Below are 14607 nucleotides of genomic sequence, written 5' to 3' on the forward strand. Positions count from 1 at the left end.
TATGACAACTAGCACAGCCAATAGCGCCTTTCCTAACTTATTAGCCCCATTAGATTTGGGTTTTACCACCTTAGCAAATCGAACACTCATGGGCTCAATGCACACTGGACTTGAAGAAGAAAAGGGTGGCTTTGATAAATTGGCCGCTTTTTATCAAGCACGAGCTAAAGGTGGTGTCGGCTTAATTGTTACCGGTGGTATTAGCCCCAACGCACGCGGGCGCCTAACACCTATGGGCTGTGAACTCAGTAAGTTTTGGCACGTCGCTAAGCATAAAAAAATTACTGAAGCAGTTCATCAGTACCCAACAAAAATTTGTTTGCAGTTGTTGCACGCTGGTCGTTATTCTTATCATCCATTTAGCTTTGCGCCAAGTAAAGTTAAGTCACCTATAAACCCATTTACACCCGCTGCGATGTCAGTTCGTCAAATTAAAGGCACCATTAAAGACTTTGCCCATTCAGCATTATTAGCACAACGTGCAGGCTATGATGGTGTTGAAATTATGGGATCTGAAGGTTATCTAATTAACCAATTCTCATGTGTGCGCGTTAATAAAAGAACTGATGAATGGGGAGGCTGCGTTGAGAACCGTATGCGCTTAGCCATTGACATCATTAAAGCCGTTAGAGGGAAAGTGGGTGAAAAATTCATCCTTATTTTTAGATTGTCGATGCTAGATCTTGTTGATGGAGGTAATAGCTGGGCCGATGTAGTTACCATGGCAAAGGCGGTTGAAGCCGCAGGGGCGACATTAATCAATACCGGTATTGGTTGGCACGAAGCGCGCATTCCTACTATTTCTACTTCGGTACCACGTGCTGCATTTACTTGGATCACTGAGAAAATGAAGCAAGAAGTTTCTATCCCATTGGTGACAACTAACCGCATAAATACCCCAGAGGTCGCTGAAGAAGTTTTATCATCAGGACAGGCAGATATGGTTTCAATGGCGCGACCATTCTTAGCTGATGCGGAATTTGTCCAAAAAGCGATGGAAAATAAAAGTGATGAAATCAACACTTGTATTGGTTGTAATCAAGCTTGTTTAGACCATGTTTTTCAGCAAAAACGTGCTTCTTGTTTAGTGAATCCAACGGCATGTTATGAAACAGAACTCACCTTTGCTAAAGCAGCAAAAAATAAACGTATTGCTGTTGTTGGTGCTGGCCCAGCTGGTTTAGCTTTTAGTGTCTATGCAGCACAACGAGGCCATAAAATTGAAATTTTTGACCGTGCTAGTGAAATTGGCGGTCAATTTAATTTTGCTAAGCAAGTACCAGGTAAAGAAGAATTTTATGAAACGATTAGGTATTTTAATAAGCAAATTAATTTACTCGATATTAAGCTACATTTATCTACTGAGGCTACTGCTGAAACGCTAGCAAATGCTGGCTTTGATGAAATAGTGGTTGCAACGGGAATTTTACCTAGAAAACTCGATATAGAAGGTATTGAGCATGAAAAAGTAAAAAATTATTTAGATGTACTACGTGATAAACAACCCATAGGAAAAAATGTTGCCGTTATTGGTGCTGGTGGTATTGGGTTTGATGTTGCGGTTTACTTAGCAGAAGAACACGAAAAAAGTCCTCTCGTGAACAACAAAGACAAATGGTTAAAGAGCTGGGGCGTAGATCAAAGTTATCAGAGTAATGGTGCTTTGCTGGACAAATCGGCAGTAGAGCCTATTGAAAAAACATCACGTAATATTCACTTATTGCAAAGGAAGTCGACTAAGGTCGGTGCAGGGTTAGGGAAAACAACGGGTTGGATCCACAGAGCGACCTTAAAAAATAATGGTGTAAAAATGTTAGCTGGTGTCAGTTACAAGAAAATAGATGATGCAGGTTTAACCATTGAAATTGATGGCATAGAGCAAGTACTAGATGTTGACCATGTTATTATTTGTGCAGGGCAAGAATCACAACGTGGTTTATATAATAAATTAGAAAGCATCAAGGGTGCGGAGCAAGGACTACACTTAATTGGTGGTGCTAAAGTTGCTGCTGAATTAGATGCGAAAAGAGCGATACGCCAAGCTGCAGAACTTGCTGCTATAATCTAACAGTGAGTGCTCGCCGACTTGTTAAAGATATGAATAATAATTGAAAGAAAGCAACTCTGTTTATGGTCAACTGTTATGTAGTTATATTCGCATAACAGTTGACCTATAAAAATAAGAGTAATTATGTCTGCATTTCTTAAACCTGCAATCTCACTTTCTAATGCTTTACGTTTTAAAGCGAAATTTATTCCCTTAGCGGGTATGTTTGTTCTCCCTGTTTTTCTTGGATCATGGTGGATAGTTCAAGAGCAAAGTGCTTTGATAACCCAACACGAAGAGCAATTAATTGGGCTAACACAAATACAGCAAGTAGTAGCACTAAAGCAAGCTATAGCCGATAGTCGCTTTTAACAAGTTAAATCGAGTACAGTTACCAATAAAATTTCACAATTGAACTTACCTAATAATATTTCAACTTCTACATTGTTGCAGGCTTGGCAAGGTTTACTCGAAAAACAAACCTCCCTTCAAACTGAAGGTTACTAAGCAATTTATGAGCAAAGCTTATCGATACGAGAACGCCTTGCCGCTTTAAGTGGCTTATCCAGAGAAAATGACGCGATAGCCTTTTACTTAGCTGAGGCAAGCAGCCAACGGATCCCCACCTTATTAGAATATTTAAAACGGACTGAATCAATCAGTGCTCAAATTATTACCAATGGTTTTAATGCAGAAAACTACACTCTTGTTGTCGCGCTTGATAAACGCCTTGATGAACTACAAGTACAACTTGATAAAACAACCGTACAGCTAGATCGTGTTCTAATGATGGATTGTCTTTATACTTGCCTAAACACGCCGACTTTAATTTACAACTTGATGGCTACCAGCAAAAATTACATCAACAGATGATCGACCCAGATAGAATATCGTTAACTCAGCAGCAAGTGACACAATTAGCCGATACGGTTTATCAATTGACTGAAAGTTTGCTAAAAACCAGTGACAGTTTGTTATTAACAAGAATTGATACCCTAACGCAGAAGAGTGAGCAAACTCTTTGGACTTTAGCGATAGTATTAATGGTTGTTATTGTGGTGATTGGCTGCTTACTCATGGGGATTTATTATTCTTTAGTTAAGAATGTTAATGCCATCAACCAAGCGGCTGAGTATTTAGGTAGCGGTAACTTTTCTCAGGCGTTAAGAGTTAACGCGTCTGATTAACTTGGTGACATTGCTAAAAATTTCAGTCAAATGCAAAGAAAATACGCCAGTTACTCACTATTTTTAGTGATGATATTAGCAAATTACGCGTTTCGGCAAACAACATTCATCAACTCACCGATCATATGAAGCACAGTATTGCCCAGCAACAGCTAAACACACACTCGGTCGTGCAGTCTATCAATGAAGTTAGTGGCTCGGTACAGATGATTTGTGACAATACCGCAGCGACACTGCAATTAACGGAACAAACCAGCGAGCACGTTAATCAAGGTGGTCATATTATTAGTGACACGGCACAAGCCATTAATAATATTTCAGAGGAGGTTAATACGTCTGCAGGCCTTATTGATGAATTCGCAAAATATAGTCATGACATTGGTCAGTTTATTAATGTCATAAAAGAAATAGCCGATCAAACCAATTTGTTGGCACTTAATGCGGCTATCGAAGCTGCACGAGCTGGAGAGCAGGGGCGTGGTTTTGCTGTTGTTACTGATGAGGTTAGAACGTTAGCCAGTCGAACTCAAGATTCTACAGCCGAAATTCAACGTATAATTGCCTTGTTGCAATCAGGCACCAGTCGCTCTGTTGAAGCAATGCACCAATGTGTTGCAATGGCTAAACAAGGAGTTGATAAAACCACACTTGTCAAAACCACTTTTACAGAAGTTACGCATAATGTTGAAGACATTGTTGGTGCGACCTTACAAATATCAACCGCCGTTAATCAGCAGGGTGTTATGGTAAAAGAAATTGCAGAAAATACCCAAAGTATTGCCTAAGACGCAGACTTAGTTATGCAATCAGCAAAAGATGTAGCCGGCGCAGGGGAAAATTTATTAACACTGGCCGACCACCTTACTCAGCATCTGTCGCAATTTAAACTCGATGACTTATCGAAATAAAGTGACTGTTCGAACAAATAAGGTATTATTGCCCGTTAAACCAATGTGTTCATAAATTAAGTGGATTTCCTGAATGAATAAAGTATTAGCGGGTATTCCTCTTTTAGCTGAAAATATTACGGTGCTATCAAGCGCAAAGCAATACGCTACCGCCTTAGTTCGATTAATCGAAAGTGCACAATCACGTATTTATATAACGGCTTTATATTTACAAGATGATGCGGCTGGTCAGCAAGTATTACATGCCCTATATCAAGCAAAGCAAACTAACCCTCATTTAGATGTTAAAGTGTTTGTTGATTTTCATCGCGCGCAAAGGGGTCTGATTGGTGATAAATCAGGGCAAGGTAATCGCGATTTTTATCTTGAAGTAGCCTCACAATACAGTGAAAGTATTGCCGTTTACGGTGTACCGGTTAAACGTAAAGAATTGATGGGCGTTTGGCACTTTAAAGGGATGATTTTTGATAATACTTTACTTTATACGGGGGCGAGTATTAATGATATCTATTTGCACCAAGCTGAAAAATATCGTTTAGACCGTTATTACCAAATTCAATCACCGGCGTTGTGTGAAAGTTTTTGCCAATTCCTTCAACAAACCTTTGTTAAGAGTGAACTTTCACCGCAGTTAAATGTGGCGACATTACCTAATAAATTACAAATAAAAAATAAAATATTTAAACTAAAAGCGTTATTAAAAACGGTACGTTTTAACTTCTACGCCCAACAACCTGAACCTTTAGCTGAGGAGTTATCTGTTGTGCCGCTGATTGGTTTTGGCAGGAGAAAAAATCAACTTAATCAACAGATCCGCGAAACTATTCGTTTATCAAAGAAAAATTTACTGATTTTTACCCCCTATTTTAATTTACCAAAGCCGATTATGCGAGATTTACGTTCAGCGCTAAAGCGTGGCGTTGAAGTGACTATTATTATTGGCGATAAAAAAGCCAATGATTTTTTTATTGCGGATGAAAATAAATTTTCAACAATAGGTATTATTCCTTATATTTATGAGACCTTATTAAAGGCATTTTTAAAGAGGCAACAAAAATACATTGATAACAAGCTGCTGAAAGTGCGTTTATGGCAGCACGAAAGTAATAGTTTTCATTTAAAAGGCATCGTTGCTGACGAACGCTGGCATATTTTGACCGGTAATAATTTAAATCCACGGGCTTGGGGCTTAGATCTAGAAAATGGTTTATTAATTGACGATGCCAAGCAAAAATTATTACCTACGCTCACTGATGAACTGGCAGTCATTAATCAACATACGCAATTAATTAGCAGTTACTTGCAACTCGAATCCCAAGATCAGTACCCAGAAAAGCCTAAGAAACTGTTAAAAAAATTAAGAATGGCTCAGATAGACCGATTACTGAAACTATTTTTATAAGAAAATAGATTATAGCTTTTCACTTCAGCATGTCATAGGCATGATGAAGTGAAACGGGTATGTTTTTGCTAAGGTTGTGGGGTGTAAATTTTATCTGCGGGGTTAAATAGCATCCATGACGTTAACACATACTTATCTGATGACACCGGTACATTGCCTCTGTGGGTATGAGTAAAGCCACAAGGAGCAATAACCATAGTGCCAGCTTTTGGCTTAACACTTCTTTCTTGATAGAAAAAATCAGTTTCACCACCTTCTTCGACATCATTTAAATATATAAGAAAAAGCAAGTTTCTGTGCAATGCATTATTATCACCAAGCTGTGGAAATATTTCAGAATGCCAATAATTATAATTACCTTTACCCTGTAAATATTTTTGAGCATTAATCGGGGCGAGTCTAAATAAGTACTGTATTAAATTGACTAAATTAGGTCTACCTACCTCTTCAAAATTATCAGCGGTTAGTTGTACGGGCTGCTTTGTTACTGGGTGCTGTACGGTTAAAGAAATACTACTGATCAAGCTAAAGTAGTATTTGCTGACATACTCAGTGATATGAGTAATACAGGCTTGTAAAATGGTTTCCAGTGCCGGCTGAAATTCAGCATGCTGATTTAAATAAATATCCTGACTAATTTTTTTACTGGTATCTACGCCGCCACCGGTACGTCCTTGGTTTTTATGCGGACTCCCTTCAAAATCATAAATGAATCTTTTACAAAATTCTGGAGAAAGGGCGTTAGGGTATAGTTCTATAAAGTCAGTCATAATTTGATAAGCTTCAATAAATATTGATAACGAAAATACCATAGCAATAGCTTATATTCTATTAACTTCGCTTGTACACTTCAATACAATGAAAAAGTATGTAAAATAATCTCACTTAAAATCTGTGAGAAATGTTTATGTTCAGTGAAAAGTTAATGCCAAGATTTAGCGATACCGATGCGCTAGGCCATATAAATAATACCTTGTTACCTGTGTGGTTTGAAGGAGCGAGAGATCCGGTCTTTCGATTTTTTATGCCGGCATTAAATACAAAAAATTGGCAGTTAATTCTGGCTAAAATAGATGTGGAATTCCATGCTCAACTTTACTATGGTGAAGAAATTGAAATCCATACCTATATAGGTCGTATAGGTGGGTCATCGTTTACTGTTTACCAAGAAGCGTGGCAAAAAAATAAAAAATGTGCGTCAGGAACTGCAGTTATGGTTCACTTTTGTTTTGAAAATCAATCGTCTTTAAAAATACCGGAGCTGATAAAAATAGAAATGAAGGCTCACCTTTTTCCAGAAGAATAATGTCGGTTTAAAATAATCAAAAAATAAACTTAAAAATGCACGGAAACTCAAAGAAATTTTTTACTCACAATGATAGAATAATTGCCACTTTTTAAAATTGCATCGATAAATTATTTTATGTTTGTCGATAACGTAAATCAGTAAATAGAATATTTACGCACAAAGATAGGATTTTTTCATGGCCGGTGTTAACAAAGTAATCATTTTAGGTAATTTAGGGAAAGACCCAGAAGTACGTTTTATGCCAAATGGCGGTGCAGTAGCAAATCTTACTCTCGCAACGTCAGAAACCTGGAAAGATAAGCAAACTGGCGAGCAAAAAGAAAAAACAGAATGGCATAATATCGTGATGTACCAACGCTTAGCTGAAATTGCGGGTGAATATTTGAAAAAAGGTTCAAAGATTTACATTGAGGGTTCATTGCAAACCAGTAAATGGACAGATCAGCAAACAGGTCAAGATCGCTATAAAACAGAAATTAAAGCTAACACAATGCAAATGCTAGATGGTAAACCTTCTCAAGGACAGGGTGGTGGTTTCGCTAATCAAGGGCAGCAACAAGGTGGTGGTTTTCAACAACAAGCACCCGCACAACAAGGTGGTTATTCTCAGCAAGCAGCACCACAACAGCAAGGGGGCTTCCAACAGCAAGCACCGGTTCAACAAGGTGGTTTTCAACAGCAAGCACCCGCACAACAAGGTGGTTATACTCAGCAAGCAGCACCACAGCAACAAGGTGGTTTTGCAAATCAAGGACAACAAAAGCAATCAGCTCCTAAAGTTAACCCTCAAGAGCCGACGATTGATTTTGATGATGATATCCCCTTTTAAGGAACATCTAGTAAGAATGTAAAGCTTTAGAACACCAAATGAGTTTTCTAATCACCTTAAGCCCGCTAATTTAGCGGGTTTTTTAGTATTTAAGCGCTGAAAAATGTGTAAAGCAGTTTTTGGCTATATTTGGTTAGGGAATGCACCTAATAAAATGTAACGTTTTGGTACGAGTTAAAAATAAAATTATAGATTTTGAATAAAGTGACTATAACTATTATCGTCGTTTAAAAATAAAGTGATATTAAAATGGTCGATAAAAAAATATTTAATAGTGAATTAATATTTTCAGTTAAATTAAATGAGATGTTAGTTGTAGCTGAAGAAAAATATGATAAAAAAGTATCTACTTTTATTAAACTATCAGCCTTTACTGGGATGAGGGTTGCAGAGTTAAATAATTTAAAGTTTTCTGATTTTAATGAAGTTGGTAATATCATTTTTATTTCAGGTGTAAATGGGAAAAGAGAAGTTGTATTAACTCAACAGATCATAGGTGCTGTTACTTTACTCAAGAAAAGCTACCCTCATTGTATTTATTTATTTCAATCCCCTAATGAAGATAAAGGTGTGATTCCATTATCACCTCGTTATTTATCAGGTGTATTTCGAAAAATCGTGGACATAAGTAAATCGCCTATTAAGATATCGTCATTTAGACAATTATACGTTACTGCTTTAGTAAAACATGAGTTAAGTACGAATGATTATTTTACTTAATTATTATTAAATATTTATGACTAGCATAACTTTGAGATTGCTCTCATATACGGCAGTTAGTAGGTTTGAAAAGGGTATAGTCATCTTTACTTACTTTAGGAAACTGCATTTCAGTCATAATGTCTGAAATGCAGCCTTCAATTTTAATGATTACTTTGTGCTCATAGGGGAAACTAGCACTCGTTAATCCTAACGTCCGCTGCAAGCTCATTGCTGCCGGTGGCGACTCGTATCTGAACATTCACTTTTGACACATTGCAGACATTAGGATTCAATCTGCAACGTTAATTTGGATTAGATTTTTGCATGGATAGCGTCCTGTAAAGGGGGAAATTGTAGCTGGCTAAAATGTGAAGCGGAGCGGTACCTGCCAACTGTAATTTGTCCCACTTGAATAGCTTATAGTTCTACCAAGCCACTTAATAAAGTAACTTGCTTTTATATTAAGTGGAACATGCTTCTATTGGTTACGAATATTAAACAAAAAAAAACCCCGCAAATTGCGAGGCGAAAGGTTTAATTGGTTGGGGAATCAATCAAACTACGTGTTAATAAAAGTCAAAACCGATATTACACATTTAAAAAATAAACAAATTAGCTTTTGTATTTTTTAGCAAAGCGAACTATGTTTTGGCCATTACAAACTATGTATCTAACATCACTGTAATTTTCATTAACGAAGTTAAAGCCATTAATCGCCGCATCTGCACAAATTTTTGACGCCTTATTTTTATTTGTTGTAACAAATTTATATTGTGGTTTTGTTACAACAAATTCTATTTCTGCAATTTTAGCTACCTTTTTAGGCGTTTTTGAAAACTGAATTAATGATTTACCGTTACATTGGATAATGTATTGAAGGCCACTATAGTTAATACCTAATTCTTTGGCTTTATCTTCTGCTGAAGTTAAGCCATTTTGCGCTGCAGCTAGACAAACTTGAGTTTCAGCTGAATAGTCAGTTGCGATAAACTTTACATTAGACGTTGTCGCAAATGTGTTTAAAGAAACAATGGCAGTAAGTGCTGGTATAAGTAAAGTTTTCATAAGTACCTCAGAAATTTAAAAAGTTTGGAATGCTTTAATTGCCGACGAGTGTATAGAGCTAAAACTCTAATGTAAATAAATTTCGTAATAAAACCACTATTTTGTGATTATATTTGTGTTTCGCTGTGTTTTGTTCTTTTTATACGTTATTTAGTTACATTGCGGTGTTGATCTAACTATATTTAAAGGGATATTAGTAAAGGTTATCGTTTGAAAGGAAGGTTTTCAGCAGGAATTGACTTACCACCGCTTATGTATAAAGTGAAATAAAAGGGGTCAGAGTCGTTTTAAATGAACTGTATTGGGGTAGTCGGTTTATGATTACTTTTGCCACATTGCCGACTTAAAATAGACTTGTATTTATCACAATAAATAGTCCGCTTAGCCATAGCGGTCATTCATTAATTTATATTGGCATGACTAATTAATGCGTAAATGAGATTATTATTCGAGATAATTTGAAACGATAAGCTTAGGTAACTGTTCACTATAAAGATTCGAAATATTTAGCTATGCCTATTTTGTGGTAATAACTATATTAGATACTTAAGAGGTCATCAAGTTTCGCCCAACCCAAATTTATATTTGATTTACTACAATCTAAAATATTTTTTAAATAAATTTGATGTGTTCGTTTTTTGTACTATTCTAATGTAGTAGGCACAAGGAATGTGGTATTTCTCCTAATAAATCTTGAATTGCGCTTCTTTGTTCCTAAAGTTCTTCTACATAATAAAGGAATAAAAATGCGTACAATAAAATTGTTACTCACTACTTTACTAGTTGTTAGTTCATATTCTTTCGCTGATAACGTCCAATGTTCAAAGGGACGATGTGTGAATGGAGATACCGACGCCTCATGGGGCCTAACTTTTACCCCTTCATTTAAAAATTTATACCCTATAAATTTAATAAACACAGATAAAGAGTGTAATGACAGCAGCGCTACTCCGACAAATATCCCCAGAAACACCTATTTTAAACAAACCCTTGATCATAATGCACAAATAGATGAAGAAAAAATTGTTCATGTATATAACGTAGACTTAAAAACCGATAAATCCACAACAACTAGTACATATTTTAATAAGCCCTTTAAATTCTGTTTAACAGAAAATAATAAAGTAGAAAAATCTAATTACATAAGAGTCGGTGGATTAAACACAGGATTATTAGTTATACCTTATAAGCTTAGAAAGGGGGACATATATAGTGACTCAGCTATAGGGCCATACATTTCATATAAAAGAGAGACATTTGAATTACTGGCAGCATTTGGCTTATCCAAAATATCAGTTAGTGAAGTAGGTACGGATAAGGTCGAAACAGAAGATGGCCTGACCCTTGCCCTTGGTGTAAATTTTGAAATCAGTAAAAATTGGGACATTGCTCTAATTGTTGGTGTAGATCATTTATCAGGTTCAAAGGGGGATGACTGGGAGTTTCAAGACGAACCTTGGGTATCTTTTGCTATAGGTTACAGCTTTACTAGATAAGTATAAAGAATGTATTCCTGTGAGAAAACAAAACAAATTTTTGTTAAATTTTTTAATGCAATAAGAGGGGATAGGTACATTTTAACTACTTATCAAACACCATAATAACTGCAACGAGAGTTATGTCAGCCGTGAACGGACGTTAGGATTAAAGAGTTGCTAACTTCCGCTGTGGTGGCTTTGTTGCCAGTCAATGAACTTAAAAATCGAGTGTGTTATAAACATCAAAATCACATTTTTTTACCTATTGAGAACGTCCTATCAGGAAGCTGATAGCGTAATGGGTTTATTCAGCCATATCCGCTTTAGATTAAAACATACAAATATTTTCAGTATAAATTCTCAAATGCTAACTTCTGCTCTATATAGAAAGTGATCCTAAAAACTAAATCTCACTTGGTGATTGTTAATCTCAACTATTATGCGTAGTCACATATGGTTATAAAAAAACACTTTAGGGGGCTTTTTTATAACTGAACTATTAATTTTTGATCTAGGTATTTTTTATAAATCATAAATACCTCATGATTCCAATTATTTTAAAGTAAAAGATTATCTTTTAAGTGGTTGTATTTTATTGTAATTATTTTTATAGATAAATAATATAAAAATCTCTTATAAAAATTAAAAAGTTTACCAGAATAACTTACAGCGTTTTAACAGTTGTAGGAGGTTCTTATGGAACTTAACTTTAGAGTAGAAAGATTTCAGTTTGATAATGGTGAAGAGTGTTGCACGTTGGCTGATAGTGATGGTATGCCGTTAATGTATCCAACATTATATGTAATGAGAAAATTAAGAGCTAAGGATCAGGCTGGCACCTTAGAAAATAAAATATCTGCCTTATCGGTTTTATATACTTGGTTGGAGCATGAAGAAATAGATTTTAATCAAAGGTTCTCAATATTAAATTATTTAACAGAGGACGAATTAGTCAATTTAAGAGATTTTTGTGCTAATAATTTTTCAACAAAATCAATTGATAACCTTTCACAAATCAATGCTTTTAAAATTGTAAACACGTCTGAGCCTATTACTAAGTTAAAATCTTGCCCTAAATATGCTCCTGAATTTGTAAAGGCTTAATGTCCGCAATTGGCTAGCTGGAGAAGTCTCAGATGCTCGCTATCTAATGTTAACAAAGATACGATAGCTGACATTAATGAATTAAAGGGTAAAGACTCCTCCGTGCGCAAACCGGAAGTAATATTTTGAAATTTTGAGTGTTTGTCTAGGTCAACTGTGCACCAGTTAGTTGACCAAAGACATTCGACAGTAGAATTAAAAATCATAGAGGTAGAAGTCATAAGGTAACTGTGGATACTAACGTCCGCTTGGGTGTGGTAAACGAACTATTTACACTGATAAATTCACGTCCAAACTAGGTTAATCATATAAACATTAGCGCTACTATTTAATAGCGAATATAAATAATTTTGAACTTATCTGGCTTTACGATAAAATCAGCTAATAACTGGCAACTATTAACGAAAATTAATAGACGCAAAGCTATTAGCATAAGTGCATTGCATAAGGTCATGGGGTTGTAATTTATACGGATATTTTTACTACCTTGTCTGTAACGTATTCACTACATCATTTATTGAGAGGTTAAAGATGTCCCACACAAACAAGTATTTTGTTATCTTCGTTCTTACTTTGTTCCTAAGCGCCTGTGGCGGCGGAGGTGGGACTAGCGATACAGCCTCATCAAATCCAACACCGGTGGTAATGCCACCTGTTACTTCATCATGCACTAACCCTCATAACGCAGATTACCCCGTTGAATATAATGGTAAATTTGAAACACCCTCCCCCAGAAGTCAACTTGCTAGCAGTATAGTTAGAAGTATCAGTTTTAAAGATTATTCACCTAGTTGGATTTATGATGGTCTACCCCAGTCTACTCGCGACAATTGTTCCAGAGATGAATATGTAGAATTGATGTATTTGGAAGCATTACAAGCGATGAGTGTATCTGGCGCACAAAGGTTTTGGATGTACAATTATGGTGATTGGAACGATAGTCAAGAACCCTGGGTAGTAGACGAAGCTAGGTATCATACCCCTAAAAAGTATGTCGAATATATTGTCGAGCAAGCAAATCTGCTCGACATTGAAGTTTATTTTTCTTGGCAGTTTACTCAAACCAATAATGATCGAGAAATTATTGTTGAGCAAGGTGAGGACCTCACATTGGGCAAGCTTAAAATACTATTGGATGCACATCAAAATAATATTATTATTCAGGCAAAACATGCCCAAGAAATCGGCATAAAAGGCATTGCCGCTGACTGGAATGCAATGTGGGTCACTTTGCATACAGATGAACTAAAAGATTATTATATTGAACGATTTTCCGAAATAATTGACGATATAAGCGCCAATTTTGATGGTGAAATTGTTTGGGGACAAATAGGGACTGTCTATAATGACCAAAGAATATTCTCCAGAGTCGATAGCATTGTGATCAATGCCTTACAGTGCTGTGGGAATCAATTTAACGCCGAAGAAAATGCCAACCTAACAACGGAATTGATAAAACAGAAAACGTTTGAATCGCTCTCCTACCAACATAGTCAGATATATTGTGACGATATTAACCAGCCATGCTGGTATGGTACTTCAGATATAGATTTACCGATAACACTTGTTGTGCAAGTACAAAGCCGTGAAGACTTTTTTCTCAATGGTTGGAAAGAAGATGGTTTCTGTACTCCTGGAACTATAGAAGATGGAACTGAGGTAAGTTGCATTCAAGAAAGTTTCGTTACTGATTTTTCTGTTCAATCAGTCGGCATAGAAGGCATTATGGAAGCAATTGAAGAGCAAGATACTTTTATGATAAATAGCGTCGACATACATACTGGTTATTGGCTTTCACAAACATTAATACCCAGTTTTGAAGGTTTCCCTAACATATCTCAATCTGTCCGCGGAAAACCTGCTGAGGGGATCGTTAAGTATTGGTATACTGGGCAAGAATAGTTAAATAACAACCATCATAAATTTACCAAGATAGACTTCTGGTCTTTCTTGGTCATTTTACTAACCACCAGCTTAAATGAATTATCCATCATCCGCTCTATATCACCTTGTGGAATTGAACCGTCTAAAATAATTGAATTCCAATTTCTTTTAGTAATGTGGTAACAATTTTGTGTGAAAATTTAAAATTTTGATCAGCTTTAGCGAGAAATTATCAATATAATTTAAAGTTTCTATGACCGCTGTGATGGCTTTGTTCACATTCAGATTTAACTGGCTATAGGCAAAAAGTAATCATCAAGAGACCATGTTTTTATCTATGAAGAACGTCCGCTATCAGGAAACTGCCAGAGTAATGTGGTTATTAAGCCATGTCCGCTGTAGATCAAAACATACAAAAGTTTTCAGTATAATTTCTCAAATGATAACGTCTTCAAAGTGGCAGTAGTTACCCTTTCAAACTAAGCCTTAATGTCAGCTTCACGCCCTGAGGCATTCAACAAGTATTTTATGCAGCCAATAAAGGAGAGTTTCTTTCCTTTAATGCTTTTAAATATTTGGATTCATCATAAGGTACTTTCGTTTTCCAACACCTAAATACAATACGCACCCACTTGAAAGCCAAAGCTCTTACCGCTGATTGATGAGACTTACCCTTAGCTCGTTGTTGGTTG

At 36.1% G+C, this 14607-nt stretch carries 13 protein-coding genes and 1 pseudogene; 11 read left to right on the forward strand and 3 right to left on the reverse strand.

Features of this window, described 5'->3' with window-relative positions; all coding sequences use genetic code 11:
• Nucleotide 1: 1 nt before the first annotated feature.
• The 5 genes from H4J66_RS05255 to pssA all read left to right on the forward strand — a co-directional run bounded on the left by H4J66_RS05255 (nt 2) and on the right by pssA (nt 5544).
• Nucleotides 2-2068, forward strand: coding sequence for an NADPH-dependent 2,4-dienoyl-CoA reductase (locus H4J66_RS05255; RefSeq protein WP_182171453.1), 2067 nt, complete (start codon nt 2-4; stop codon nt 2066-2068).
• 123 nt (nt 2069-2191) lie between these two features.
• Nucleotides 2192-2419 carry a hypothetical protein gene (locus H4J66_RS05260; protein WP_182171456.1) on the forward strand — a complete coding sequence of 76 codons (228 nt, stop codon included), beginning with the start codon at nt 2192-2194 and terminating at the stop codon, nt 2417-2419.
• A gap of 434 nt (nt 2420-2853) precedes the next feature.
• Entirely contained in the window at nt 2854-3234 is a 381-nt protein-coding gene (locus tag H4J66_RS05265) for a hypothetical protein (protein WP_182171459.1), read from the forward strand.
• 125 nt (nt 3235-3359) lie between these two features.
• Entirely contained in the window at nt 3360-4019 is a 660-nt protein-coding gene (locus H4J66_RS05270) for a methyl-accepting chemotaxis protein (protein ID WP_182171462.1), read from the forward strand.
• A gap of 196 nt (nt 4020-4215) precedes the next feature.
• Entirely contained in the window at nt 4216-5544 is a 1329-nt protein-coding gene (gene pssA / locus H4J66_RS05275; RefSeq protein WP_182171465.1) for a CDP-diacylglycerol--serine O-phosphatidyltransferase, read from the forward strand.
• Nucleotides 5545-5612: 68 nt separating this feature from the next.
• On the opposite strand, the gene H4J66_RS05280 is transcribed toward pssA, so the two are convergent.
• The gene (locus H4J66_RS05280; RefSeq protein WP_182171490.1) at nt 5613-6314 is read right to left on the reverse strand and encodes a 2OG-Fe(II) oxygenase; all 702 of its coding nucleotides are present in this window, start codon (nt 6312-6314) and stop codon (nt 5613-5615) included.
• Between the two features lie 137 nt (nt 6315-6451).
• On the opposite strand from H4J66_RS05280, the gene H4J66_RS05285 reads away from it, so the two are divergent.
• The 3 genes from H4J66_RS05285 to H4J66_RS05295 all read left to right on the forward strand — a co-directional run bounded on the left by H4J66_RS05285 (nt 6452) and on the right by H4J66_RS05295 (nt 8402).
• Complete coding sequence (locus H4J66_RS05285) at nt 6452-6850, forward strand: thioesterase family protein (protein WP_182171468.1); 399 nt, start codon at nt 6452-6454, stop codon at nt 6848-6850.
• Nucleotides 6851-7028: 178 nt separating this feature from the next.
• Nucleotides 7029-7682, forward strand: a complete 654-nt coding sequence (gene ssb, locus H4J66_RS05290) for a single-stranded DNA-binding protein (protein WP_182171471.1) — start codon at nt 7029-7031, stop codon at nt 7680-7682.
• Nucleotides 7683-7931: 249 nt separating this feature from the next.
• Nucleotides 7932-8402 carry a site-specific integrase gene (locus H4J66_RS05295; protein WP_182171474.1) on the forward strand — a complete coding sequence of 157 codons (471 nt, stop codon included), beginning with the start codon at nt 7932-7934 and terminating at the stop codon, nt 8400-8402.
• A 594-nt stretch (nt 8403-8996) separates the two neighbouring features.
• Here the strand turns inward: H4J66_RS05295 and H4J66_RS05300 are convergent.
• Complete coding sequence (locus tag H4J66_RS05300) at nt 8997-9449, reverse strand: hypothetical protein (protein WP_182171476.1); 453 nt, start codon at nt 9447-9449, stop codon at nt 8997-8999.
• An 836-nt stretch (nt 9450-10285) separates the two neighbouring features.
• Here H4J66_RS05300 and H4J66_RS05305 point away from each other — a divergent pair.
• From H4J66_RS05305 to H4J66_RS05315, 3 genes are all read left to right on the forward strand, one after another.
• Nucleotides 10286-10945, forward strand: coding sequence for a hypothetical protein (locus H4J66_RS05305; RefSeq protein WP_182171479.1), 660 nt, complete (start codon nt 10286-10288; stop codon nt 10943-10945).
• 678 nt (nt 10946-11623) lie between these two features.
• Complete coding sequence (locus H4J66_RS05310) at nt 11624-12031, forward strand: hypothetical protein (protein WP_182171482.1); 408 nt, start codon at nt 11624-11626, stop codon at nt 12029-12031.
• Between the two features lie 531 nt (nt 12032-12562).
• Entirely contained in the window at nt 12563-13933 is a 1371-nt protein-coding gene (locus H4J66_RS05315) for a hypothetical protein (RefSeq protein WP_182171484.1), read from the forward strand.
• Between the two features lie 508 nt (nt 13934-14441).
• Here H4J66_RS05315 and H4J66_RS05320 read toward each other — a convergent pair.
• Nucleotides 14442-14607, reverse strand: a pseudogene (locus H4J66_RS05320) (IS110 family transposase); the annotation flags it as partial.

The organism is Colwellia sp. MB3u-55 (genome assembly GCF_014076785.1).
In the GTDB taxonomy this organism is placed as follows: Bacteria; Pseudomonadota; Gammaproteobacteria; order Enterobacterales; family Alteromonadaceae; genus Colwellia_A.